Source organism: Microcoleus sp. Z1_A1 (genome assembly GCF_036700305.1).
GTDB lineage: Bacteria > Cyanobacteriota > Cyanobacteriia > Cyanobacteriales > Microcoleaceae > Microcoleus.
In genome coordinates this window covers 1-26,041 of sequence record NZ_JAUBOR010000001.1, presented here as the reverse complement: position 1 = coordinate 26,041, position 26,041 = coordinate 1, and the positions used below count along the sequence as shown (strand labels likewise).

At 44.7% G+C, this 26,041-nt stretch carries 24 protein-coding genes and 4 pseudogenes; 11 read left to right on the top strand and 17 right to left on the bottom strand.

From position 1 onward, the window contains the following. Positions 1-34 precede the first annotated feature (34 nt). Positions 35-505 (top strand): hypothetical protein, encoded by a 471-nt coding sequence (locus QT973_RS00140; RefSeq protein ID WP_333055755.1) that lies wholly within the window; start codon positions 35-37, stop codon positions 503-505. 403 nt (positions 506-908) lie between these two features. Here QT973_RS00140 and QT973_RS00135 read toward each other — a convergent pair whose 3' ends face one another. From QT973_RS00135 to QT973_RS00095, 9 genes and pseudogenes are all read right to left on the bottom strand, one after another. Beyond that, positions 909-2,297 (bottom strand): UDP-glucose/GDP-mannose dehydrogenase family protein, encoded by a 1,389-nt coding sequence (locus QT973_RS00135; RefSeq protein ID WP_333055756.1) that lies wholly within the window; start codon positions 2,295-2,297, stop codon positions 909-911. Between the two features lie 185 nt (positions 2,298-2,482). Beyond that, a pseudogene (locus QT973_RS00130) lies at positions 2,483-2,911 on the bottom strand (GDP-mannose 4,6-dehydratase); the annotation flags it as partial. Beyond that, positions 2,912-4,267 (bottom strand): annotated as a pseudogene (locus tag QT973_RS00125) (LAGLIDADG family homing endonuclease); the annotation flags it as partial. Next, positions 4,250-4,768, bottom strand: a pseudogene (locus QT973_RS00120) (GDP-mannose 4,6-dehydratase); the annotation flags it as partial. The pseudogenes QT973_RS00125 and QT973_RS00120, both read right to left, overlap by 18 nt. 743 nt (positions 4,769-5,511) lie before the next feature. After that, positions 5,512-5,793: a DUF5615 family PIN-like protein gene (locus QT973_RS00115; protein WP_333055764.1), complete on the bottom strand. Its 282-nt coding sequence runs from the start codon at positions 5,791-5,793 to the stop codon at positions 5,512-5,514. Between the two features lie 117 nt (positions 5,794-5,910). Further along, entirely contained in the window at positions 5,911-6,222 is a 312-nt protein-coding gene (locus tag QT973_RS00110; protein WP_333055757.1) for a DUF433 domain-containing protein, read from the bottom strand. A gap of 97 nt (positions 6,223-6,319) precedes the next feature. Then, positions 6,320-6,748 (bottom strand): HNH endonuclease signature motif containing protein, encoded by a 429-nt coding sequence (locus QT973_RS00105; RefSeq protein ID WP_333055758.1) that lies wholly within the window; start codon positions 6,746-6,748, stop codon positions 6,320-6,322. Then, positions 6,745-7,104, bottom strand: a complete 360-nt coding sequence (locus QT973_RS00100; RefSeq protein ID WP_333055759.1) for a hypothetical protein — start codon at positions 7,102-7,104, stop codon at positions 6,745-6,747. Before QT973_RS00100 ends, QT973_RS00105 begins: the two co-directional genes overlap by 4 nt. 167 nt (positions 7,105-7,271) lie before the next feature. Next, entirely contained in the window at positions 7,272-7,799 is a 528-nt protein-coding gene (locus QT973_RS00095) for a helix-turn-helix domain-containing protein (protein ID WP_333390263.1), read from the bottom strand. Positions 7,800-8,268: 469 nt separating this feature from the next. Here QT973_RS00095 and QT973_RS00090 point away from each other — a divergent pair, with 469 nt between their 5' ends. From QT973_RS00090 to QT973_RS00065, 6 genes are all read left to right on the top strand, one after another. Continuing rightward, positions 8,269-9,507 (top strand): hypothetical protein, encoded by a 1,239-nt coding sequence (locus QT973_RS00090; protein ID WP_333390260.1) that lies wholly within the window; start codon positions 8,269-8,271, stop codon positions 9,505-9,507. 217 nt (positions 9,508-9,724) lie between these two features. Continuing rightward, positions 9,725-10,324, top strand: a complete 600-nt coding sequence (locus tag QT973_RS00085; protein WP_333390257.1) for a hypothetical protein — start codon at positions 9,725-9,727, stop codon at positions 10,322-10,324. Further along, positions 10,317-10,865 (top strand): hypothetical protein, encoded by a 549-nt coding sequence (locus QT973_RS00080; RefSeq protein ID WP_333051844.1) that lies wholly within the window; start codon positions 10,317-10,319, stop codon positions 10,863-10,865. The genes QT973_RS00085 and QT973_RS00080 overlap by 8 nt, the downstream gene beginning before the upstream one ends. A 264-nt stretch (positions 10,866-11,129) precedes the next feature. Further along, complete coding sequence (locus QT973_RS00075) at positions 11,130-11,300, top strand: ribbon-helix-helix domain-containing protein (RefSeq protein WP_333051847.1); 171 nt, start codon at positions 11,130-11,132, stop codon at positions 11,298-11,300. An 83-nt stretch (positions 11,301-11,383) separates the two neighbouring features. Then, a complete protein-coding gene (locus QT973_RS00070; RefSeq protein ID WP_333051850.1) occupies positions 11,384-11,722 on the top strand; it encodes a nucleotidyltransferase domain-containing protein in 339 nt (112 codons plus the stop codon). Continuing rightward, a complete protein-coding gene (locus QT973_RS00065; protein ID WP_333051853.1) occupies positions 11,706-12,152 on the top strand; it encodes a DUF5958 family protein in 447 nt (148 codons plus the stop codon). The genes QT973_RS00070 and QT973_RS00065 overlap by 17 nt, the downstream gene beginning before the upstream one ends. Positions 12,153-12,484: 332 nt before the next feature. Here QT973_RS00065 and lepA read toward each other — a convergent pair whose 3' ends face one another. Next, positions 12,485-14,299, bottom strand: coding sequence for a translation elongation factor 4 (gene lepA, locus QT973_RS00060; RefSeq protein WP_333390255.1), 1,815 nt, complete (start codon positions 14,297-14,299; stop codon positions 12,485-12,487). Positions 14,300-14,627: 328 nt separating this feature from the next. Here lepA and QT973_RS00055 point away from each other — a divergent pair, with 328 nt between their 5' ends. Both QT973_RS00055 and QT973_RS00050 read left to right on the top strand, forming a co-directional pair. Continuing rightward, a complete protein-coding gene (locus QT973_RS00055) occupies positions 14,628-14,855 on the top strand; it encodes a hypothetical protein (protein ID WP_333051858.1) in 228 nt (75 codons plus the stop codon). A gap of 545 nt (positions 14,856-15,400) precedes the next feature. Further along, positions 15,401-17,323, top strand: coding sequence for a GAF domain-containing sensor histidine kinase (locus tag QT973_RS00050; protein ID WP_333232692.1), 1,923 nt, complete (start codon positions 15,401-15,403; stop codon positions 17,321-17,323). 180 nt (positions 17,324-17,503) lie between these two features. Here the strand turns inward: QT973_RS00050 and QT973_RS00045 are convergent, their stop codons facing one another. The 7 genes and pseudogenes from QT973_RS00045 to QT973_RS00015 all read right to left on the bottom strand — a co-directional run bounded on the left by QT973_RS00045 (position 17,504) and on the right by QT973_RS00015 (position 24,187). After that, positions 17,504-18,097, bottom strand: coding sequence for a transposase (locus QT973_RS00045; protein ID WP_333051864.1), 594 nt, complete (start codon positions 18,095-18,097; stop codon positions 17,504-17,506). An 82-nt stretch (positions 18,098-18,179) separates the two neighbouring features. After that, positions 18,180-18,410 (bottom strand): annotated as a pseudogene (locus tag QT973_RS00040) (HNH endonuclease); the annotation flags it as partial. Between the two features lie 82 nt (positions 18,411-18,492). After that, positions 18,493-20,166 carry a group II intron reverse transcriptase/maturase gene (gene ltrA / locus QT973_RS00035; protein WP_333051867.1) on the bottom strand — a complete coding sequence of 558 codons (1,674 nt, stop codon included), beginning with the start codon at positions 20,164-20,166 and terminating at the stop codon, positions 18,493-18,495. A gap of 535 nt (positions 20,167-20,701) precedes the next feature. After that, on the bottom strand, positions 20,702-22,255 hold the full coding sequence (gene ltrA / locus QT973_RS00030; protein ID WP_333051869.1) for a group II intron reverse transcriptase/maturase: 1,554 nt from the start codon (positions 22,253-22,255) through the stop codon (positions 20,702-20,704). Between the two features lie 590 nt (positions 22,256-22,845). Then, on the bottom strand, positions 22,846-23,037 hold the full coding sequence (locus QT973_RS00025) for a hypothetical protein (protein WP_333051872.1): 192 nt from the start codon (positions 23,035-23,037) through the stop codon (positions 22,846-22,848). Positions 23,038-23,447: 410 nt separating this feature from the next. Then, positions 23,448-23,630, bottom strand: a complete 183-nt coding sequence (locus tag QT973_RS00020; protein WP_333051874.1) for a helix-turn-helix domain-containing protein — start codon at positions 23,628-23,630, stop codon at positions 23,448-23,450. Between the two features lie 314 nt (positions 23,631-23,944). After that, the gene (locus tag QT973_RS00015) at positions 23,945-24,187 is read right to left on the bottom strand and encodes a hypothetical protein (RefSeq protein WP_333051877.1); all 243 of its coding nucleotides are present in this window, start codon (positions 24,185-24,187) and stop codon (positions 23,945-23,947) included. 238 nt (positions 24,188-24,425) lie between these two features. Between QT973_RS00015 and QT973_RS00010 the strand changes: the two genes are divergently transcribed. Together QT973_RS00010 and QT973_RS00005 are read left to right on the top strand one after the other, a co-directional pair. Then, positions 24,426-25,442 (top strand): succinate dehydrogenase/fumarate reductase iron-sulfur subunit, encoded by a 1,017-nt coding sequence (locus QT973_RS00010; protein ID WP_333051881.1) that lies wholly within the window; start codon positions 24,426-24,428, stop codon positions 25,440-25,442. A gap of 94 nt (positions 25,443-25,536) precedes the next feature. Further along, complete coding sequence (locus tag QT973_RS00005; RefSeq protein ID WP_333051883.1) at positions 25,537-25,725, top strand: chlorophyll a/b-binding protein; 189 nt, start codon at positions 25,537-25,539, stop codon at positions 25,723-25,725. Positions 25,726-26,041 lie beyond the last annotated feature (316 nt).

Genomic DNA, 26,041 nt, shown 5'->3' with positions numbered 1-26,041 from the left:
ATAGATTTAGCTACCACCACCAGATGCAACTACAATGATATCAGAAAATCAGTTAAGATCGTCAACTATCAGCGCCTCAAAAATTATTCACAAATCGTCGATCGTCAATCCGCGATCGAGATTTGTCACCGAAGAAACAGTAGCACTCCTGTTCAACATATCACCGGAACAGATATACCGGATCGATTGCTGCCACAACGTGGTGTACGTTCATGCCAAAGGCCTGAGTCGATTTGTCAGCTACGCCGATTTCCCCCCAATCTTAGAAGTAAAACCGCCCTGTGCTCAAGATTTTGTCGCCTGGTACAAACGCTGGAAACGGACACAAGCACCAGAATTTTGGACTAAATTCTATACGTACAACTTCAAAGCGGCTGTTTCAGTTGACAGCTTGCTTGAGTGGGGTAAATTAGTAGCTACAGTTAAATCGGTAATTTCCGCATCAGCGCTGCAACAGCTACGAGATGTTTACGCTCAAGAAAAAACATTGATGGAAAAGTTTTAAAGCAGGCGGGGCGGATAAATCGGCAATTGTTGGCCACCAGCAAGATACAGCATATTCCATGTATATGTAGTACACACTATCTTGTAGTAAGCATCGGTGCGTCGCCACCCATCAATCTGCAAGTTCTATTTAAAAGGTCGCAGATCCGCACCCTACATACAGCGGATTCCAGGTTTATAAAGTACACCCCAGAAACCGGGTTTCTTCTGGATTTCTCGCCAGAAACCGGTTTTATTCAAGAAACCCGGTTTCTCTGTACTTCACTTACCTGGAAAGTGCTGTATTAAAATCACACAACATAAATATAGTGGCTACTGTACTTCATCAACCACCGAATATGCTGTAAATGTAAGGTGCGCTTCGGCGCACCCTACGGGATAGAGGTTCCGATCAAAACTCTTCTTTACCTTCCAATCCCCACATATTGGAAACCAGCCGCTTCTAAAGCCTTCTTGTCTAAGAAATTGCGGCCATCAATCATCACCGGATGATTCATCAACTTCGCCATTTTATCGTAATCTAAATTGCGAAACTGTTCCCAGTCAGTCACCAACACCAAAGCATCGCAACCGTCGGCCAACCTTTCCGGGTCAGTTTCTACCAAAACTCCCGACAAACCGTGACGCATCCCAGTTTGAGAAACAATCGGATCGTAAGCTTTAACTTTCGCTCCCAACCGATTCAAATTCTCGATTAAAATCAGCGCTGGGGCATCCCGCAAATCGTCAGTATCCGGCTTGAAAGTCAAACCCAAAAGTCCGACAGTTTTACCTTTGAGAATCTTCAAAACGTGCTGCAACTTTTCAATAGCAATGAACCGCTGGCGTTGGTTAACTTCCACTGCCGCTTTCAGCAAATGCGCCTCGTAGCCGTAATCGTCAGCAGTGTGAACTAAAGCCGAGACATCTTTGGGGAAACAGGAACCGCCCCAACCAATGCCAGCTTGCAGAAACTTGTTGCCAATCCGTGAATCTAAACCGATACCTCGGGACACTTGACTAACATCTGCACCGACACGATCGCAAATATTAGCAACTTCATTAATAAAGCTAATCTTCGTAGCCAAAAAAGCATTAGCTGCGTACTTAATCATCTCCGCTGAACTGATATCAGTCATCACCACAGGAACTTCCGGCAAAGACTGATTTTCTGCAAACTTGCGATCGACAATCGGCCGATATAACTGTAGCATCATATCCATAGCCCGCCGAGAGTTGCTACCGAGAACAATGCGATCGGGATTAAAAGTATCAAAAACAGCACAGCCCTCCCGCAAAAACTCCGGGTTGCTAACCACATCAAATTGAACACCTTTGTTTGCTGCTACTTCCTCACCAGTAACCTCATCACCGCTGTGAGGTTTTTGACGTTCTGCTAAACCGTCTAGTACAATTCTTCGCACCCAGTCCCCGGAACCGATGGGCACAGTAGATTTATTAACAATGACTTTGTAATCGCCATCGAGGTGAGCTCCTATTCCCCGAGCAACCGCTTCCACGTAGCGAGTATCGCTTTCCCCAGTAGGCAAAGGAGGCGTCCCCACCGCAATAAACAAAATATCCCCGTGAGACACTCCCGCTGCTAAATCCGAAGTAAATTCTAGATTGCCAGATGCAGATGCAGAAGACATTAATTCAGACAGTCCAGGTTCAAAAATAGGCGACTGTCCAGACTTCATTAATTTAACTTTTTCTTCGTTGTTGTCTACGCAAATCACGTGGTGGCCGATGTGGGCCAAACAAGTGCCGGTGACTAAGCCAACATATCCTGTACCGATGACACAAACCTGCATAGAAATCTCCTCAAAGCTAGTAAATAAATTAGATGGGATGTTGAAACAAGAAGGAAGAAGGGAGAAGCCTTTAGTTATCTAGGAGAGAAGGAAAAAACAGCTTGTAGGGGTAGTGCTACCCCTACTCCCCGTGCCTACCCCTAGAGGGCAACCACGGGGGGTTTGCCCCTACAAATCCCCACTCTCTACTTTTGGTTTCCCTCGATGCGATCGCGAAAATCCTTTATAGTCAACTCTAAACCTTGATCCAGCGGCACAGTTGGCTCCCACCCCAACCAAGTTTTAGCACGAGTAATATCCGGTTGTCGCTGTTTTGGATCGTCTTCCGGCAGCGGTTTAAAGATAATTTCTGCCCCTGGATTAATCGTGTTTTGAATTTTTTGTGCCAGTTCCAATATAGTGTATTCGCCGGGATTCCCCAAATTCATCGGCCCGATTTTGTCGCTATTCATCAAACGAATAAATCCTTCCACCAAATCAGAAACGTAGCAGAAACTCCGCGTTTGGGAACCGTCGCCGTATACTGTCAGCGGTTGATTCCGCAAAGCTTGAGCAATAAAATTGCTGACTACTCTGCCGTCATTTTCCAACATCCGGGGGCCATAGGTATTATGACAGCAAACGCAGTAAGTACCGCCTACAAAATTCTCTCCGTCGGGAACAGAAAAGTCGTATACATCCTCATCGATTTCAAACTCTTCTATGGCTTTAACTTTTGCCCAAGCTAAATCCCCTGTGATTTGAGCTTGCAGTTTTTGTTTAGCATTAGCAAGATTGAGAATGCTGTACTCGTCCAACCCTTGAACAGTTATCCGGTAAGACTTGTATTTTTTGCTGTCTCCTTTTCGCACTGTTGTCTCGAATTCCGACACACTTCCAACTATCCCGAATTTAGCTAGAATTAGCACCAGTTTTTCAATGATTTTTTGGCTGGAACTGTTAAACACTAGCAGCGAACCCGTTGTTTTCGCGTCGTGATTCCCGTCGCCTTCCCAGAAACCGTGTAAAAAGTGAACTAACTGTTCTTTGGGAAGTTGCAAAATCCAATTGGGTATATCTTTTTTGGTGCTTAATTCTTTGCCAAACCCCAAAATATTGACAACTAGATCGACAATTATTTTTGACCTGACGTTAACGGATGGCGCTCTTTTCTCCTCTTTGTCAAATCTGATTTCACACTCGCAGCCAAATAACTCTCGCGTCACCCGGATCAGCTTTTCCAGATATTTGACATTTGAGCTAAATACGAGCTGGCGGTCTTTTTCTGTATGAACCAAACAGCCTTCTGCTAAGTAAAATCCCAAAAACCACAGGAAATCACTGACATTTTCGATGTAATTGTTGATGGCTTTGACGGATTGATAGCCAGCTATTTTGTCTTTTTGGGTCAAAGGTAATCCCAATTCTTGCCAAAGTTGCCAGGGAATTTTGTTGCCGGCTTCGTATTTTTTGATGGTGCTGAAGTATTGGCGATTGCTGATTCCTTTTCGAGCGAAATATCCATATATCTGCTCTCGGAATTTTTCTAAGTATGCGATCGCATCCTCGCTGATTACCCACAGCCCTGGTGCATTAACTTTATCGCTGATGTAAAAAGGTTCCAAGGGACGATCGATAAAAGGAATGTAACTGGGAACAGCTACATCATCCCCAACCTTTAAGTCTTTGCCAAATACGGCTTGAGGCAACCCTTGGCTGTCGCGAGTAAACAAACTGTGGTCTTCAGTAATTTTTACTTGTTTGCCCCAGGTTGTTGCAATTTTATACCCTTTCTTCGTCACTTTGTGTTTCCAAATTGCCGAGATTGGTTTTAAGCGCATTTTTCCCTGTTCGTCAAAGCAAGGAACTGAAACATTTGATATGTCACCTCCGATCCGGCTGTAGCATTCCTCAAATGTTTCGTAATAAAGTCGATCTCCTTTGTAATAGAGAACTTTTTGATCGCCTGTCAAACTGTTAAAAATTCGCACAACTCGAATGTCTACACCATTTTGACGGTGGTAATCAAAAGATAAGGTTTCAGCTACTCGCTTCCCTTCGTCGTAACACGATCTGATCCCGATACAATTAACGTTGCCGCGATAATCTTCTGTTTGTGGATGTACGTCAGGATCTCCGTACACTTCGGAAGTGGAAGCGAGAAAGAATCTTGCTTTTACCCGTTTGGCCAATCCCAACATATTCATCGTGCCGATGACGTTTGTTTTAATTGTCTTGACAGGGTTGTACTGATAGTGTATAGGGGAAGCGGGACAAGCCAGATGGTAAATCTGATCTACCTCTAACCGAATCGGTTCCGTGATGTCGTGGCGGATCAGCTCAAAATACGGGTTGTCCAGCCATTTGAGGATATTGCGTTTAGTCCCGGTGTAAAAATTATCCAGGCAGACTACCTCATGTCCTTGGGCCATTAAGCGATCGATTAGGTGGGAACCGAGGAAACCTGCACCGCCTGTGACTAAAATTCTCATTGTGGAAACTGCCGTTCTGTTTAGGGGTAGGACTGGGGTACAAAAATTCAGTCTATCAAATGAAACTTGCTAATAGAATAACAAAATTGCGATCGACGATGTAAACACTTATGCGTCACCTTTATTAAATCTTTAATTAACTTAGCATTTGCCAATACTTTGAACAAAGTGCTATAATTCGCAAATGTCAGCTAGCAATTTTTAGTGAAGCTTCAATATTTTCGCAAAAATACTGTTGACAATAATTCACTTTTGAGTTAATAGGTATTAATTGTTTGTTTGTTGTGATTGGTGAGGCGATCGCTTCTGTCTTGAGTTATCTAAGAAAAGGCTGATTCCCTAGGTATGGCTACGCTTCACGGGCTTGTTTGAGAATAGGTTAATCCAGTTTATGTAAACAGGGCTGACGCGCGTCAATCGATTTTAGATTTTAGATTTTAGATTAAAGAATTGACTTGCGCGAGATAAATGCGGGGGCAATAAGTGATTTTAGATTTTAGATTTTGGATTGATTTGCGCGAGATAAATCACGTGGCGGGTACCACATGAAGAAATTCGCTTGTCAGAGGCTAGAAACCTGGTTTATTCGTAGATAAAGTTGAGCAAGCAAATATTTTTCCGAGAAACCCGGTTTATTTGGCCTTAGTCGCGATCGACTAACTGCGACGACGGGAATTAGAATTATACAGTATCGCTATCCGATCGCGGTGGAATCTCAGCAGCAGTTAAAGTCACGATTATTTTTAAGAAGACTTTGGGTATTCCTGAAGTATAAATGTCTGTTGACTACCTTTAAGATTCTGTTTCATCACCCGAAGCAGACGATTATCCATTGGCTGTGTATCTTGGGTGAAAAATTCATGAAGTACCTGCACTTTGCCTGCATAGTCTCGATCGGCTTTACAAATTACAATTCCTGCATGATTTGAGGTTGTAGAATGGAGATTGATGAAATCTTGACGATTTTCTGTAATGACTACTCGCCCTGCATTTGTCGCGTACATCAAGACTTCATCATCGGGAATTTTTTGATTGGCTTGTCCAGCGCTCTAGGATGTCAAAACATCATAGCCACGCGCTCGCAGTAAATCAACCATTGCGATCGGAAAGTTTTCATTCGAGTAAAACTTTAGCATTTTTAGTTACTCATTTTCAGCAAGCCACAGCTCGATTTCTTCTCGGTTGTGTTCGTAATAGTTCGCAACCGCTTGCAAATCTTGAAGGGTGAGTCCTGGATAATTATAGAGAAGTTCGGATTCAGTTGCGCCCTGTTGTTGGTAGGCGATAATCGTCCAGACGGGAATGCGGGTATCGCGAATTCGCGCTGCACCGCCACAAATTCCTGGAGTTTTGTGAATGGGATGCTGAAGGCTTTGGACGAATTGTAGGGTTTGTGCTAGCAAGTCATCAGGCAGTGTTTCAATGGTTTGGAGAAGTTGTTCTTTGATGGTCATAATCGATCGCCAAAATCTAAAGAGGATATTGTGTTGGGATTACAGCCGACCTATAAGCATCCGTATACAGGTTATGGTGTGGCTTGAACACGATCGATTAATCGGATTTTGTTAACGATCGAATTTTGATCGATAGCTTACGTTCGGTCAGACATTCTGCACGATTAACCTGCAATAAACGCACAGTGACTCGACCGATCGCAGTTAGAGGTTCGATTGTACCACTTTCAGTTTGAAGTTGAAAATGGTCTTCCCAGCTATCTTTTCTAGGGTTGTAAAGTCGAACCACTTCATCTGTTTCTGGATCGAGCGAGGCAATGTCGCTGCCTTTATTTTTGTTACAAATTGAGCAAGACAAAGCCAGATTACTTTCTACTGTTTCCCCGCTATGTTTTTCGGCAATGATATGGTCTATTTGATGAGACGAGAGGGCGAGTGTTTCTGGGATTAAACAATATTCACAGTATCCGTTGGCGCGATCGCATACCATTCGTCGCAGACTAGCTGAAACGTAGGTTTTACTCATGCTGCCTCGCTCAGTTTCAGTAGGGCTTGCGCTTTGGCAATGCGTACTAAATGTTCGACAAATTCGTATTGCTGCCACAGGCGCTGCTCGATCGGCGTGAGTCCTTCTGTGCGATTTTTCTCTAATAAAGTATCGATTTCAGCTTGAAGATCGTCGGATAAACGCAGGGCTAATATTTCTTGTGGCGAGGGTAAACTTGCTATAAATTCTAATATCTTCGTGAGCCCAGAAAATCCGCTTGAAGGATTGGCTTCGACTTCCCTTAATCCCAGCATCAAAATCTGTAGTAACTCATCTTTGAGAGGATCTAGCCGCAGTGCTAGTTCGTCGGGAATTTGAAGGGTAATTGTTGCCATTTTTTTACTCGCTGACGCTCTAATCTAATCCTAGCACAATAGAAGTGCGATCGCCCTTTTTTGAGAAATGCAGTGTGCGATCGCCCCGCGCGATCGGGTAAAGGTGCGATCGCCCTTCCTGATTTTAGTCGCTACACCCTACCAATCTGTTGAATAGCGACAAAATTTTAGTTACCGTTGTTATCGTTGATGTCTAGATTTTGTATGGAGAGTTCTGAATCTGGTGAGGTTGGTATTCGCAGGTTAATAAAAAATACTATTTGATTTTTATCTATATTTATATTCGTTACATTAACAACACAATTTTCAGGTAATAAATCTTTGGTTGGGAATTTAGCAGACGACTGAGTTTTATATCCAGCATCCTCAAGCCATTCCGCAATATTTCTCCAATTTTCTATCTTTTCAACGCCTTTACCCAGAAAGGCTTTAACGTATTTATAAATAGTGGCACACAGGTCAGTTTCAACACCCTTGGGATTCTTTTTCAGCTTTTCGGCGATTTCAGCGGGACTGTAGCCACAAAGCAACCCCCGCAGATGCAGCTTTTCTACGGGGGTGAGGGGCTTTCCCTTAACGGCGGCCAAGTCCGAGTACAGAGTTTTTAAGTCCCAGCGGCTTTCGGCTTCGACGAAGCGATCGTTTGTGGATGCCATAGATGGGTGTGTGTGAATTTCCTGATGGAAGTCTAACATAATTCCTGATGGGTGTCAGGTTATTGCCAGACTCAGCTAGCCTATGATAAGTGAATGCTAAAGCGCAAATGATGCAAGTTACAAGTCAAAAACTTGGTGGGAGGGCTTTTGAGCTATTACTGACTACAGTTAGCGACCTGACAGGGGAGTAGGGCTGAATTTTGGTAAATTTCTCGCTTAACTGTGTGATTAGTTTTGAGGTGCCGGAGAACGTTTTAGTCGAACGACTGAAAAAACGGGCTATCAAAGAGGGGCGTACTGATGATACCCCAGAAGTGTTGCGTAACCGTTTATCGCCTCCTCATCCCCCAAAGCGCCTAGCTCTGCTTAAAGCGCTCTCACTAAACTGAGGAAAAAGTCAAACCGAGGAGGGCTATTGAATCCGTCAGATAACTTTCCTTGTCAATTATTAGCATTAATTGCCTATATTTCCTAAGAAACAGATATTCATCGTCAAGGATTTTTAGCAATGAATTCAGATCAACAATATGTATCGAAGATACACATAGCCCTTTATCCCCGATGGGCTTATACAGGCGGTTCGATTTCTGCAACAGTCAAAGGAAGGGAGGTGACTCTTCAAGGTTATCAAGAACCCAACGATGAAGAGTGGAATTTGATTGTTAATAAAGTTCACACTGCCTTGGGATTTGAACCAAAGATAAAGTTCTGTAAGCTAGGTGAGAACCCATCAAATCTGGGCGAAAAAGTAGATAAAGCTCCAACACCCAATCAACCGACGGCAGAAAGTATCATGGGCGGAAAAGTAGATAAAGCTTCAACACCCAATCAATCGGCGGCAGAAAGTATCATGGGCTTGCTGAATTTTGTGGTCGACGCTAAAAAAGCTATTGACAAAAAATCAGCCAAAGACATTGAAATATTAAAGAGCTTCTTGAAAGATTGTCAAATAACAATAGAAAAAGGGACTCAAACTGTAGGAGGAGGGGTAGGAGATACAACTAAAAAGGTATCTCATTTGCTTAATGAAGCAACTAAGGGAGTAGGTAAGATACCAGCCTCTCTCAGGAATACAATAATGACTTTATGGGATACAACTTGGCGCGATCGCCTATTCTATAATCTTACCCAAGGCGTTGACCTGGATAAAGCTAAGGATACTGTTAAAAAGCTAAAAGCAGTTTATCCTAGCGAAAAACCTAGCCAGATTGCCAATCGTCTCATTCAGGAAAAAGCAATTTTTTCAACAGCGGTAGCAGCATTGGGTGTGGGAGCCACGATAATAAGTGGTGGTTTAGCTGCACCAGCTACAGCATTAGTTGATTTTTATAATAGCAGCTTACTATTGGTAGAACTTTGCTATCAGATTTCAGTTGTGTATGGATTTGACGATATCGACGATCCAGCACGTCAAACAGAACTTTTAGGAATTTTTAGTCTCGCTCTTAGTGGTACAGAAGCTACCCAACTAGGTCTAGGATTTTTGTTCAAACATACTCCAATTGCTAACTGGACAATTAGCGCTTCCACTAATGTATTCGTATTCAATCTAGTAGGCTATACAGCTTGCCAGTTCTATGAAGCCAAGCTCAAAGGAATGGCTAGTCCAATAACTTCCGAAGAGGATTATTCATCTTTACTAGAAAAAGTCAAGATTTGCTCGAAGGACAGCTTATCACAAAAAACAGTCTTCGACAAAATCGTTGCTCAAACTGCTGTCATATTGCCTAGTCTTTCTGAGGCTTGAGCGGTATAAGGAAAGAGCAATTCTCGGAGAGCGATAACTGCGATCGCCCTTAATCTCCAAAAGAGTTATCGCCCTTAATCTCCAAAAGAGCGATCGCCCTTAATCTCACTCAAAGAAACCGGGTTTTTTACCGAATTTACGGTGTGTAACCAAGTATTTCGTAAAAAAACCCGGTTTCTGGGCCCCCATCGTCCAGGACTATTAAACTAGATTTTAGTTGATCTCAATCAATTTCTTTGGTCAAGTGCGATCGCCCTTCACGTCCAAAAGTGCGATCGCCCTCCTAAAATTAGTTAATGGTATAATCATCAATCGCATACCATTTAGGAGTAAACCACTTATTTTGAATAATGGCACAGATACTTCTGAAGACACTCCAGAAGTTGTAGAACAGGATATAATAGACCAAACGATTGAAGTAGGAAGTGGTTGTGACTGGACAAGCCGTGGAGTAGAACCTCAGTGGGATAATCCAAAATCCATCAAAGCCTACGACCATATCGATCGCCATCATGGCCCAAAACTGAAACCCCTTAATTTTAGAGGCAGGGCAGCATCCAAAAATCAGCCTCAAGGCCAGTGGCTAAACGATCGAGACTGGGTAAAAGCTGAACAAGTGACACCGAAATATCCCGGTTGTTACATTATAAATTTTAAGCGTTCTATTGGGAAAGTTCACTATCCCGATGGGAAAATAATTGAAAATGTTACCCATGCTTTTATTAAAAGGAAACCAGATGGAACATTCAAATCTGCTTATCCTGTTCTCAATGATGCTACGCTGTCCTCATTAGATAGGAGCGATGAAAATGAATAACTATATCAATTTTACAATCCAGTTAGAAAAACCTAATTGCGAACAATATGCTGACGCACCCGATGATTCATTAGGAGAACTTTCGCATTTTGAATTAGGTCTGAAACTATTTTGCTTTGAATGCGATCGCCCAGTATCAATAGAAATTGGTGAAGAAAAACTAAAAGTTTTTTTAGACCCCGATATCTGTATGCTCCTAGAAGATGAACTCCCCAAAAAAATTAGTGAGTTATCCCAAGGGAAACCCATCAAAATAGAATTTGTTGAAAGTGTGTGCCTTTCTCTTGAATTGCAGCCATTAACCAACGATAAAATTAGCTGTAATTTCAAAGAATTTGGATATTTATCTCCAAACCAGTTTACCCTAAAATCCCGAAATCAACACTTTGAACTGAATAAAACTCAAGTTATAACAGAGTTAAAGGGATTTGTCGAACAACTCATGGAAATGGCTCTAAATGGCGGCTATATCACCCGCGAAGAAAAGCAAGAATTCCTGATGCCACTCCGCGAAATTGCGCCTGCTTCGGCTATTTGTTAATTAAGTACGATCGCCCTTCATGTCCCAAAGTGCGATCGCCGTCGATAATTTGACAGTTAAATTATCAAAAACCCTCCCTCCAAAAAGTTATCCCCGGCGAGAGGGTAAATCAAACACCACTTCAAATCGGATGTTGGGCACTCGTTGCCGAAACAACTGAAGATGTCCCTCCGCATCCGGCTGCGATAGCGACCGACGATCGCCCATTGCAAGCTGGACGGGCGAGGTGGCACAATAGGGGAAACTTCCAACAGATTGCAGGGCATGAGCGACAGCGAGCGGATTTCAGTGGTTTTGCCAACACAGGCTAAAAAGGATCTCGAAAAGTTGTGCGATCTCGAAAAGCGATCGATCTCCAACTTTGTCTACCTTCTGATTCAAGAGGCGATCGATCGAGCAAAAGCATCCGGCAAGCTCCAATCAACAGATGACTGAAACTAAAACTTGATTTATCGTGCTTAATTTTAAAATCGAGAAGTGCGAAAAAACTCGCCTACGGCAATGCTAATATTCATTAAATGAGAGGTGTAAAAACATGGCAAGAAGCAGGCATATCTCCAGAAGATGCCAGGAGAATTCAGAATGCAGCCGATCGGACAAAACAAACCATCATAGTTGTTGGCAGTCGAGCAAACGGGACAAGTACGCCAACTTCTGACTGGGACTATATAATGTTAGGTAACTCTCGCCAGCGGCATTCCGCTAGCAGTTCCGTCCCTCGCGGTACAAGTGGCGGCGAAATTAATACTTCAGGTCGAGAAACGGGAATCGATATTTTTACTGGCCCCCTCATCTCAGGAGAACCTCACGTTATATTTGAGCCAGACTTAGGAGAGGCAAATGAATCTAGCCGATGAAATTACAATCAATCAAATTAAACAAGAATTAATTAGCCAAGAAGATGCAAAAAACTGGTTTTTAAGCTTCCCAACCGAATACCAGCAGGAAATATTGCAGCGGCTATCCTACATGACCCTCCAAGCAGGGGCGCGAGAAGAAGATGTTTCCCTAGCTATTGCCAAATCAAAACTTCGCCCAACTTACACCCCTTGTGTGTTGCTGAGTAGAGGGCGATTAAAAGAACAAATGGCAAAGCTTTTGAAACTGCCGCCCTCAGAATCTATCAAAACCTTTTTCCTGTTAATGAGTTTATTGGCAATTGCCGATGCGCGCAGGTACGGCAAATATTGTCAAGATGGCTGTAGCCACTGGTGGCATCGCGATTTGAGCGATCGCAAAGTTGTAGATGAAATTCAGCGCGAGTTGCAACAAAGCATTCTTGTTTAACTTGTAGTAAGCTGTGATGCGAGGGGGCGATCGCCACTGACGCTGCAGCCATATTCTGGGCCCCCACAGGGACGGGCAAGATGCCCATCCCACAAGAAAACAGACTCTTTGTGGAACAGGCATCTTGCCTGTTCTAGATGACTGCAAACAACTACAAAAAACTGACTCTTTGTGGAACAGGCATCTTGCCTGTTCCTGACAAAATCCCACAATCAAACTGACTCTTTGTGGAACACGCATCTTGCCTGTTCTAGATGACTGCAAACAACTACAAAAAACAGACTCTTTGTGGAACAGGCATCTTGCCTGTTCCTGACAAAAAGCCACACAAATTACGAATCCCGATCGAGCTTCAGCACAGCCATAAAAGCCTCCTGCGGCACATCCACAGTACCCACAGACTTCATCCGCTTCTTACCCTTCGCCTGCTTTTGCAGCAACTTCTTCTTCCGCGAAATATCCCCGCCGTAACACTTCGCCAACACATCCTTCCGCAAAGCCGGAATGTGCTCCGAAGCAATCACCTTCGCACCAATTGTTGCTTGAATCGGCACCTTAAATTGATGGCGGGGAATCAACTCCTTGAGTTTTTCCGTCAATCCGCGGCCCACATTGTAAGCCTTATCCCGGTGTACGATCATCGCCAAAGCATCAACCGGATCGCCATTAATTAAAATGTCCATTTTCACTAACGGATTTTCGCGATAACCGATGAGGTGATACTCCATGCTCGCATAACCGCGCGATCGCGATTTCATCTGATCGAAAAAGTCAGTCACCACCTCCGCCAAAGGCAACTCGTAAACCAGCGTAGTGCGGCCTTGACTCAGATACTTCATATCCATAAAAATGCCCCGCCGACTTTGAGACAGTTCCATCAGCGCGCCCACATAAGTTTCCGGCGACAGCATTTCTACCCGTACATAAGGTTCCTCAATTTTCTCGCGATACTGAGGATCGGGCAAGTGGCTGGGATTGTCAATTGTTAACACTTCCCCTTTAATTGTTGTGATTTGATAAACCACAGAAGGAGCCGTAACAATCAAATCCAAATTGTATTCTCTCTCCAGTCTTTCTTGCACAATTTCCATGTGCAGCAAACCCAAGAAACCGCAGCGAAAACCAAATCCCATCGCACTCGAAGTTTCTGGTTCGTAAGAAAGCGCCGCATCGTTGAGTTCGAGTTTTTCTAAAGCTTCCCGCAAATCGGGAAATTGGTCAGCATCGATCGGGAACAAGCCGCAAAAAACCATCGGTTTTGCTTCTGTATAACCCGGCCAAGGCTCCGGTGCAGGCTTTTTGACCAAAGTAATCGTATCGCCGACGCGAGCATCAGCTACGGCTTTAATTGCCGCGCCCAGATAACCAACTTCCCCGGCGTGCAGTTCGTCTACTTGAACTTGAGTCGGTGAAAGGATGCCCAATTCATCGATGACATATTCCTTACCCGAAACCATCAACAAAACTCGATCGCCCTTTTTGACACTTCCGTCCATCACCCGGAAATACACAATTACCCCGCGATAAGCGTCGTAATAACTGTCAAAAATTAGCGCCCGCAGCGGTTTGTCAACAGTATCCTGCGGCGGTGGCACCAATTCGACGATCGACTCCAAAATCTCATCTATACCAATTCCTTCCTTAGCCGAAGCCTCAATCGCCCCGCTACAGTCCAGACCGATAATTTCTTCAATTTCCCCTTTTACCCGTTCCGGTTCTGCCCCCGGCAGGTCAATTTTATTTAAAACTGGAATAATTTCCAAATTGTGTCCCAAGGCAAGGTAGACATTTGCGAGGGTTTGTGCTTCCACGCCTTGAGATGCGTCTACCACCAGCAGCGCCCCTTCGCAAGCAGCGAGCGATCGCGACACCTCGTAAGAAAAGTCCACGTGTCCGGGAGTGTCGATCAGATTCAGCACGTACTCCTGACCGTCCTTGGCAGTATAGTTCATCCGAGCGGCTTGCAGCTTAATCGTAATGCCACGTTCGCGTTCGAGATCCATATTGTCTAAAAACTGCTCCTTCATCTCCCGTGCCTGCACAGTCCCAGTCGCCTGCAACAGGCGATCGGCCAAGGTCGATTTTCCGTGGTCGATGTGAGCAATAATCGAAAAATTACGAATGCGAGATACAGGGACGTTAGTCATGTTTTTTATCGAAGAGCTAATCGGCAAAGGATACTTTTTGTTGTATGATTACACAAGCAAGAGTAGAGTGCTTACTTCAACCTCTTACTGGGGATTGAGATGAAACCACAACTGAGGCAAACCTCAAGAGTATCAGTTATTAGCCTTTCAAGTGTCCGATCGAGGCCGGACACCCAAAAGGAAAAAACTTTTCTCTCTCTCATTGTACAGAAAGCGGTTAAGCGGTTGAGGAAAGGTTGGGTGCAAATCAGGGACTGCCAATATCTAGTCCAGTCGGTTGTCATCAAAAGAATTGAAACTTAAGAATTAAAACTAGGATTTTTTAACTATGAGCGAATCAAGAATACCATCCCACAGTTCGTCAGAAAAAGTCGAACTGTCCATCCATATCGATCCTGAACTGCTAGACCAAATTAAGCACTTGACGAATGACCCCAGCAAAGTCATTGAAACAGCAATCAAGCAGTGGCTCAGAGGCGAGCGCCGCGAAGACGAGCTGGCTCTGAGTTTACGCCGCAACCCCCCAGTCCCGCCCCGCGGTGAGTGGAACGACTGAGGTACTCTCGCCCCAGACGGCGCGCGCAAATCTGCAGGCTGTAAAGTTTCTGGCAATGAAATTTCGATCGCGCGGGCGAGATCCTGCAGATTTCGCGGCGAAAGCTACAAGTGGTGGGCGAGTGAACTCGGCTAAATCACAACCTCGGAACTATTCGAGGTGGTGGTTCGCAGCCTCATATTTTGGCGTAATTTTCACATTTGATAGTTAATCGGTGCAGATTCCTAATTTCTCAATCTTAATTTTTATCTTTAAATTACCCAAAACGGCTGAGAACGAATAGTTTTTAGTTTTGAGTTGAGTTCAGAATTAAATAATAAATGTTTTCTGAGTTCATTAATCACTCAATACTCAATAATAGAAGCCTAAAATTTGTGCTAATTGTGAGTTTTGAGCGATAAATGTTTTAATTAAAAAGCCAACAACTTTTTAATTGATTAATAACTCAAAAATTAACAGTAGAAGCATCAAACAATGGGGAGTATTGAGATATTTATTCAAAACTCAAGACTCCAAAATCCGAACTACTTTCATCCCCTACTCTGATGGACTCTAACACAGATTTTCGGCGATCGAGCCTCGCCTCTACAGTTTTTTTTCAAGAGTTAGGGGCAGAATTAGTATTTACCCAAGACGCAAGGGGTAGATATCTATCTTTTTACTGGCAAAAAGCCGAACAGTACAACCTTACAGCAGAACAAATTGTCGTTAGCGAAGCCCTCGAAGAGGATCGCCCCCTCAGCGAAACCCTGCAACCCATCCCCCCCGCGCCTTATCTCGATATCCTGCGGCGGGCGCTCGAAACCCTCGTACCGCAACGGTTCAGCTATCCATTTTGCCACGCCGGACAATATTTTCTCTTCGATTTGACACTCACTCCGGCGATCGACTCAAACGGCAAAGCTACAAAAGTCTTAGTTATGGGAAGGCTGCTGTCTGACAAACCCACAGACAGACGGCCAGACTCCCCAGAATTCATGCTCTATCGAGCTTTGCCATCCCTCTTGGACGCCCGCCAACGAATGTCGCTTCCAGCGAGCCGTATCCCCGGTCGATCGCTCCCTCCCTACTCGGAAATCGATCGTAAAATCATCTCGCAAATCGCTCAAAACCTCCACAAAACCCTCGATTTAGCAACCATTTGGCAGCAAACTGTTAACAGCTTGGGTCAAGTTTTGAACGCGAGTCGCTGCATCATCTGTTCCTACAAAAAAGACAGCGAAAATCTCGAAACATCCCCCTTCCTCGCCTCCGAAAAACAGCAAAAATCGACCGCCTCAGCAGCCGAATTACAACAGTCAATAGCTAGCTACCCCTCGCCCCCGCTTTCCCCAACTCAAATCGAAAATCTCCAATCGAAAACTTTTAAAGTAGTAGCTGAGTACCGCCAAGAAGCTTACTCTTCTATGCTGGGATTAGAACTGCGCGCAGCCGAACAGCCAGGGTGGATTCAAACTTTAGCCACCTTAAAACCAGTAGCAGTCGATTACGCCTCCCCCGCCGCCGATCCCTTCCACCGCCATTCCGTGCTCGTAGCAGCTACCTCCTATGAAGACCAACCCAATGCACTGATATGTTTGCACCGCTGCGGCAGTTCCCCGAAATGGAGTCCAGTCGAACTCGAATTCGCCCGCGAGTTAGTCGCTCAAGTCGGCAGTGCGATCGCCCACGCTACACTTTACCAAGAATTAGAACACGCTCGCGCCGAAGCCGTAGCTCTTTCCCAACTTAAAAGTCAATTTCTTGCTAATACTTCTCACGAACTCCGCACCCCCCTCAACGGCATCCTCGGCTTCCTAAAACTGCTTATGGACGGCATGGCAGATGACCCAGAAGAAGCGCACCAATTTATCGAAGAAGCTTACCGATCGGCAGTACATTTGTTCAATGTGATTAACGATATTTTGGATGTCGCTAAAATCGAAGCTGGCAAAATGGAGTTAGACCTCGCTCCCGTCAAACTCGGTGAACTGTTGCAACAAGTTGAGGATTTTACACGGGTTCAAGTCGAGCAAAAGCGATTGCAATTTCAAATCCAAAAACCCCCTGTGGAGGACGAGATTATTGTGTATGGCAACTACCAACGCCTGCTTCAAGTAATCTTGAACCTCACGGGCAATGCGATTAAATTTACCGGGGAAGGGGGAATTCGCATTAGTGCCGAGGTTATTAAGAAAAAGGTGACTGTTCACAACCAGCAGTTCCCCGGAATGGTGAAAATCCGAGTCGCTGATACTGGCATTGGGGTTTCTCTCGACAAGCAAGATAAATTATTTGAGTCGTTTTTTCAGGTGGATGGCGATCGTACCAGGCAATACGGCGGCACCGGTTTGGGGTTGGCTATTTCTCAAAAACTGGTAGAAGCAATGGGGGGTACAGTAAATTTTTACAGTATGGGAGAAGGGCTGGGAGCGACTGTTACTTTTACTGTCCCGCTTTATCAAGAACCACTATGTGAACTAACCTGACGGTCAACTGGGTACAGTTAGACCGCAGGCTTCTTTTTCCTTTTTTGCTCATGCTTTTTTGAGTGACGGAGTTCCCCCGCCACTTTCGTAACTCAGACCAATCTTTCTAATAAGTTTAGCTGAGTTTTCATCTCGATCCAAAGATTCTCCACACAGACAAGAATGCCACCGCTCCGATAATTATTTCGGAACTTTATTTAGGCAGTTCCAGCAATTTTGAGAAGTTCCCTTCGGATCAACAAACAAAACGCTTTTACCCAATTTCCATGCGACATATTTTAGGACGCTAGCGAATTGCCCATGAGCAGCATCAAGCAGGGATTTATTCAAGCCACTCTTAGCTGATTGACCGTTGGGCAAATAAACCAAATTACCATCCTCAATATCGGTCTTGGGCTTAGCGCGTCTAGTCAGATTTTTGACACTCAAGTCTTCAACAGCTAAAACTTCACATTTCCCGAACAGCTCATGTGCCGTTTTAAACTGAAAATCCAATCTAGCTCTGGCTACGAACTGATGAAGTCTAGAAATCCTGTCCTTGATAACTTTCCAAGGCTTAGAACCCTTAACTCGGTTAGCTAGCTTCGCTTGAAGTCTTGCCAGCTTCGGGGCCGACTTCCTCAAAAATCTAGGATTCTCAACTCTTTCGCCATTAGAAAGAGCGACGTAATTATTAAACTCAGCGAGACTGTCACCAGTCCCGCTGGTCTTCAAAACCGTGCATGAGACTTTCACCTCACACGGCTCCTCAATGCTTTGGTGCTTGTTACGCATACCTCATTACCCATCTATCATCGACTTTTTCAAGTCTTCTGGTGGGCTTAGGCTTGGCACTATTGCAGCCAGATTGGTTGCCGAGACTGCCATCGATAGCTGTCTTTGTGTCGTGGCAATGTCTGTGAAGGAGTTGCCAATTATCGTAAGAATCCTTTCCACCTTGCGATTTAGGGATTCTGTGGTCAATTTCCATCACATCGTCTTCACGGAAAAACAAGCCACAGTGGGTACACTTCCCTTTTTGCTTTTTCAGGAGTTTTGATACCCTACTTGGCATTTCTGGGTTATTACCCATTCTTGTACTCCAGTAGTCGGGTAGGGCAGGGACATTGCTGTCCCCTTCCCCCCTAAGAACCGTGCTTGCAAGTTTCCCTGCACACGGCTCAAGCAAATCACTGTGTCTTCTCATGATGGATTTGCTGGTGACACATTAGATGGACAAGTTGATAATTGGAGTATGTGTCCTTTCCTCCGATTGCTTTGGGGGTCGAGTGGTGTTTATGTATGTTCTCGCCGTTGAATAGCGAGTCACCACACCTCGGACACACATGGTTTTGTCTCTTGGCTATTTTTTGCCACGACTTATTATAGTCCTTGGCTTGTTTTGCCCTGTTTTTCCTAAACCATCCTTGTACGTCAGGGTCAGAATTATCTGGGGAATAATCACCAGGTATCAGGGTGTGTCGTTCGATGTGGAACCAAGAGAATTTTGGGATATGCGCCCCTGTTTGGTGGTCTCCAAATACCCAATTATCTTCCCTATCATGATTGAATCGTCCGAAATAGCGTTGGTTTCTCCATTTGTCACTTTTGTTTGGGTGTCTCTGTTTGGCGTATTTCTTAGCACGGTCGAACATCCATTTGTCGAGTTCGTGAAAGACCTCGCTGGCTACCATCTTTCGGTGGTAATTTGCCCATCCTCTGACAACGGGAGTCAGCTCTGTAATCACTGCCCCAATTTCCTTGCCCCGGTTAGAGAGCCAGATTTGTCGGAGTTTGTCGCGGATGTTTTTGATGGATTTGGCACTTGGTTTGATTAGTAGTTTGTACCCTGATTTTCTGTCAGACACTTTGTAATGTCTGAAGTTCCATCCCAAGAAGTCAAACCCTTCTGTCATATGAACGATTCTGGTCTTTTCTTCAGAGAGGCTCAAACCCCTCTCTAATAACCAGTGGATTATTTCGTCCTTAGCTTTATTGGCGTCTTCTTGGGTTTCGCAGAGAATAACAAAGTCATCGGCGTATCTGACTACAATCCGTTTTCCTCGTGACCCTCCGCTTTTCTCGTAGATGACCCCTAGTGCCTTCTCCATTCCATGCAGTGCGATATTCGCCAGTAAGGGGCTGATGATTCCCCCTTGTGGTGTTCCGGTTTCGCTTTCATGGAATACGTTCTTATCCACATATCCTGCTTTTAGCCATTGCTGTATTAGTTTCCTTGCAGGAAAATTTCCAATTCGACCTATTAGAAATTCGTGGTTGATGTTGTCGAAGCATCCTTTAATGTCGGCATCTACTACCCACTTTTTCTTCTTGTTGGGACGAACAGCATTGAATATTTTCTCTGCTGCGTCATGGGTGCATCTGCCAGGGCGGAATCCGTAGCTAGCGCGTTCAAATTGTGCTTCCCAGCATGGTTCTAGTGCGTTTAGTATGATTGCCTGAAGGCATCGGTCTATTAGCGTGGGAATTCCTAGTGGACGCTTCTTTCCATTAGGCTTTGGAATGTACACCCGAAGAGTTGGCAGTGGTTTCCAGGGGATGAATTTCTTGAGGGCATCCACTAGAATTCCTCTTCCTTTGGGGTTGAGAACTACCAATCCGTCAACGCCTGGAGTTTTCTTGCCCTGGTTCTGTTGTGTACACCTCCTTACAGCCAGGTATATATTCGACAGCGATTTCATAAGTAATCGCTGAAGATTTCGGACTGTCTTCCAGCGTCCTTCACGAGTAGCCTTGAAGATTCGCTGTCTCAGGTTCTTAACTACACGATTGGCTTGGCGCCAGTTGATGGCTTGCCATTGAGTGTCGTTCTTGTCAGTTACGTTTACGGCTCGATGAGTCATATCTAACTTTTCCTGACAGGTTCATTCCCGTCTCATTGAACTTCAAGAGATTCACCTGTCTTCCGTCTGCACCCTTTCGGGTTGGGTATCTCAGGTTTCTACCTGCCCTATCCGTCGAGTTATAGGCTTGTGCCTTTTTTCCTCTGGACTTTCGTCCTGACGGCATTCGCTTCTGAAGACATCCCTCACCCGCTAGGGAGTTAGAGTCACCTTACGGTTTCTTTACTACTGCGTTGGAAATTAGGCAGTAGACCCTATCGGGGTTATCTCGTTCCGCACCAGATGGAGATACAACTAATTCGGTGTCCTGCTTTACTCCGGGGACTAGGCGCTCACATAATCCACCTAATTCTTTGGATTATCTATTGTCCCTACACTCCTGTTTCAGTCACTTTCAGAAGCTCGGCTTAACGAAGCGTCATCGCAGGTTCGCTGTTGCTACACCTAATTAGTTTTGCCCTTGCCTCCTTTTTGGACGTGACTTCCTACTTAGGTTCGGCTTCTTTCCTGAGCTATGAGACACAAGAATTGCTCCTTATGCCCCCAGGAAATGGACACTGGCATTTGAGCGCTTGCCAGGGGAGTCTTTGAGTTTCCCACTCTCTCGTGCGGCTTCGATTCGCACAACCAGGTTTCCGTCGTATGGAGACGATTCGCTTTTAACTTTTATATGTCGCACTATTGGAGTGTCGGCATGGTCGAGTAACCGAAGTGGGGTTGAACCTTCCTTCTTGGTTGCAAATACCCAGTTATCACCGTTTATTGGGTGCCAATATTTCTTTGCCACCCATTCCCCATTTTTTAAGGGGTGACGGCGTTTTGCCCAAGCTCTTAACTTTTGGTACATGAGGTCGTCGATATCTGAGTAAACAACCTTACTTACTACAGTCGCATAGTAGTTAGCCCATCCCCGGATAATTGGGTTTAAATGGCTGATTAGCACTGCTTGCGGTGCTGCCTTATGGGCTTTAATTACACTAGCGATTTGGTCGTAATGTACCTTTTGCTTCTGTTTGCTTGGGGTGATGATTGTCTTAAAACCTTGTTTCGAGTGATACTTTCCTACTGGAAATTGTTGTATCTTGAATCCCAGGAAGTCGAACCCTGGGTTTTCTTGCTCATACTGATTAAGGGTGTGGGCAAGTCTCGTCTTAGAAGGCTTAAGTTCCAAATTCATGCCTTTTAACCATCCAGAGATAATCTCTTTGCATCTTTGAACAACAGTTATGTCTTCGTGGAGAATCACGAAGTCATCGGCATAACGAATCAGGCTAAGACTACTACGGTTATCCCTTTTGCCTTTGCCACTTTTAGTAGGCAATGTTTCTGCGAACTGTTTAATTCGTTCTTCCATCCCGTGGAGGGCAATATTTGCCAGTAACGGAGAAATAACCCCGCCCTGTGGAGTACCCTCAGATGTTGGAAACAACTGCATATCATCCATCACTCCCGCTTTTAACCATGCACGAATCTGTCGGCGAATGGTGGGGAATGTATTTAATTTGTTGAGCAGTGCTTCATGGTCAATCCGGTCGAAACATTTAGTTATATCGGCATCAAGCACATATTTAGGCTTTTTATTGATGCTTAAAAATATAGCCTCGACTGCATCTTGGCATGAACGTCCAGGTCTGAACCCGAAAGAGTTAGGTTCAAATCGCGCTTCCCATTCTGGTTCTAATGCCAGCTTGACAAGTGCTTGCAAGGCTCGGTCTTCCATTGTAGGTATGCCTAAAGGTCGCTTCTCTTCCGTTCCAGGCTTGGGAATCCATACTCGCCTAGTCGGACTAACCTTAGACCCCACTTTTAGATTATTTACTAACTTCAAACGTGCTGCTGGGGACAAGGATTTCACCCCGTCCACTCCTGCCGTTTTCTTGCCAGTATTATCCTGGGTTACTCTACGAACCGCTAATACCTTTGCTGACCAAGACTTCATCAGCGTCTTTTGGAGTCTGCGTAATGCTTTCACATCACCACGTTGAGAGGCTTGAAAAATTCTCTTTTGGAGCTTATAAACCTTACGTTCTAGCTTTCGCCAGTTCACTTGGTTCCATTCTACCGTAGTCTTTAAACTCGTTTTAGACATTTTTACTCACTACTTGAGACTTTCCCTTCCAAATCATCGTGAGTCCGTCTGCATATCCTGGGCATTACCCCAGACTTTAAGCTTCTGACCCAATCTTTCCTACTCGTTGCATACGGTTAGCACCTACTACAGGGATTCGACCACCTGAGAACAGACGAGAGGTTATCTCGTTCCGAATGACCATACTGTGTACATTTAGAGTGATGTTATTCGCCGGGTTTATCGGAAGTGCTTGTTGGTCAAATACCCACTTGCCAACTCCTTTTATCCTGTGCCTTTTGGCTCCAGCGCATTAAGCCTTATTTCGCTGGTTTTTGGTAACGACGATTCAAACACATCTTCAAGCCAAGGCTTTACTCATGGGTACTTTTGCTCGATGCTTACCGACTTAGGCTGTCAGTAATAACATCTTTTCTCCCCGCTTTACGGATTGATAGCTAGTCGCTACCGTAGGGGAGATGCTTTCACCGCTGCACCTGCGGGGTAGGATTTGAGTGTTCTAGGGTACTGATTCTCACCTACATGGTCATTCAGTTGTCAAGGTTCTATTCCTTGCGGCTAATCCCCCTAATCCTTTATAGGACTGGTTTCTAGCCAACGATTCGCACAGTTATTCCTAAATCTATACCAACAGTGTTTTCATCAGTCGGTTGAATTTCTGCAACCGTTACAGGAACCGTCTTATCTTCTAGCGTCAGGGAAATATACCACCCATCCGCTTCTGAGATAACACTACCCGTCTTAACTTTGAAACCCGTTGGTATGGGGCGGTGAAAGACCATAGGCACGCTTACCTATTTTTGCGAGGTTAATACAAATCCTATTTTGCTCGTCCTTGACAATATTTAAATTGTCCAACTGAGGATAAGTGAAAGATTTGTAGTAGTGAAACCCTTTGAACTTGGGTTGGCCCCTACGATTGCCATTTTTATCCGGCGTGGTGAAATTTGAAAAGGAAGTTTCCACCCTGTTGAGGACATCTTGTAAAACCTGTGCATCCAACAATTTATAATCAGGAAATAGTTTTTTAGTGTTTTTCAGGTCGGCAAGCTGTATGGTTTGCCACTGCACATAACCGCCTTCAATGTTCGAGAAAATGTCACCCTTTTTAGTCAAAGGATTACCTAATTCATCCTTTTTTCTACCATCCCTAGTCTGCACTCTCGTCAAAGGAATGTTTTGATAAATCTCCTCAATAGGGACTATCGAAACAATCAAGGGACAGGCGTTGACGGGCGTTCTCGTGGCTGACCACCATCTGAATCTTTGACGCCCGTCGGTAGTTGTACTGCCGACGACCGAGTTCTAGATGAGCCACAATTTTTGCTAATTGGGTTTGTGTGGGTTTGAGGCGGTATTTGTATGTTAGTTGCATGGGAAACTTCTTTTTTTCCACCTACTTTAATGTACCATTTTTTCGATTTAATAGTTAGAAAGTACATCAAAGTTAAAGGTACTCGCAATGTCTAATTGTCGGTTTCCGTACCTACACCCGACGAGCCTTTCATCACGCGGGCGTAATTCATTCGGGGTACGGGGCGTAGCGCTCAGATGCGTCCCCTCTGAATATACGCCCGGGACTTCCCGGCTGGTAGTTAAAAAACTAAGTTTGTAGGCCCAACCGGGCGTAATTCCTGGTAAAATTTCTTGTAATGCTACCAAAAAAGTGAGAGGCATACCCAGCTACGTTCAGCGCAAAGGTGCGCTGACCTTAAATTCTGGCCATTCAGTTGAGGCCAGCAGCCCCGATGAAACTGGTTGTGGCGTCTTAGGTGCTGTAACCCCAAGCAAAACGAACGAAACTGCCATCAACCCGCCGTACAAGGCAGCCGATCGCTTGCGAGTTCCCAGTCCCACCCATTGAGGATTTAGCAGACCCAGACAAAAAGCAGGTGTGGAAAACATAAAAGTTAATACAAACAAGCTGGACATCACGCACCTCCGACTAGCGAATTGTAGCGATTAATTACTTTCATCTCCAATTAATAGCTCACAAATCCGCTTAAAAAATTGGCAATTTAGGATTTATAACTTGAGAATTATTGATGTTTATCAAACAATAAAAAAAAAATAAAAATTTCTGACTTTAGATAGTTGTTAAAAAAATAAGAGCTTTCTAGAGAGTGCAAAAATTCAGCTTAAAATAAACACTAAATTCCTTAATCAAAATATGAAAGTCCGCTTTAATGTAGTGCGCCAAAATCAAAACGAGGCTCCCCGGATTCACACTTACACCCTAGATGTGGAAGAGAGCAATACCATCCTTGACTGCCTCAACAGTATTAAGTGGGAACACGACGGCACTTTAGCTTTTCGCAAAAATTGCCGTAATACAATTTGCGGCAGTTGTTCTATGCGAATTAACGGTCGATCGGCATTAGCGTGCAAAGAAAATGTGGCCAGCGAACTCGCAAGACTGCAAAAAATAGCTGCTTCCAGCTCAGCAGAAATGCCTACTGATTTCATCCCAGAAATCACCGTCGCCCCAATGGGAAATATGCCGGTCATTAAAGATTTGGTTGTTGACATGACCAGTTTTTGGGACAACCTAGAAGCAGTTGAACCATATATCAGCACCGCCTCGCGAGCAATTCCAGAACGGGAATTTCTGCAAACTCCAGAAGAGCGATCGAAACTCGACCAAACCGGCAACTGCATCCTCTGCGGTGCGTGCTATTCTGAGTGCAACGCCCGCGAAGTCAACCCGGAATTTGTCGGCCCCCACGCCCTCGCCAAAGCTTACCGCACGATCGCCGACTCCCGCGACAGCGAAACCGAAAATCGACTGGAAAAATACAATGAAGGCACCGCAGGCGTCTGGGGATGCACGCGCTGTTACTACTGCAACTCGGTTTGTCCGATGGAAGTTGCGCCGATGGATCAAATTGGTAAGATTAAACAAGAGATTCTCGATCGCAAAGACGACCAAGCCAGTCGATCGATCCGCCACCGCAAAGTTTTAATCAATCTCGTCAAAGAAGGGGGCTGGATAGACGAGCGCAAATTTGGCATCGAAGTAGTAGGAAACTACTTCCGCGATGTTAAAGGTTTGCTGAGTCTGGGCCCGTTGGGTTTGAGAATGATCGCTCGCGGCAAGTTCCCGCTGTTTTTTGAGCCTTCAGAAGGTACCGAAACCGTGCGAAATCTGATCGAATCGGTTCAAAGTTTAGAAAAGTCAGCAGATTAGCGATCGGCTGTCCTTTTCCTGGTAAATTACAAGTTGTGCGATCGCAAAGCTTCCCCAAAATCATCACTCACAACTCGAAACTTAAAACTTTTAAATGACTGCTAAAACTCCTCCATCCCCAAAACCGACAACCCCAAATACCCCAAAACCAGAACCAGCCTTTGGGTGGAATGCCTACGCCGAACAAATCAACGGACGATTTGCGATGGTGGGGTTCGTGGGACTTTTGCTGCTAGAATTCTTCACCCGCCAGGATTTTTTCACCTGGCTGGGTCTGCGTTAAATTAATCAAAATCAATTCAAAATGGAAGCTGAAAAATCATCTATATTTCAGCTTCCTTTTGATTTTTAATAGTTATTTAAAATACAGACTATATCACAATACGGTTCAGTTAAAACTATTTATTCCGGGCGAGATCCCCCTAAATCCCCCTTAAGAAGGGGGACGCAAGAGTAATTTCTTGTCCCCCCTTTTTTAAGGGGGGCTAGGGGGGATCGAGCTTAACTGAACCGTATTGGACTATACAGCACTTCCGGATGTTATGAGGTACAGTAGCAGCAATTAGTAAACCAGTTTTTAAGATGTTTCGGATTAATTA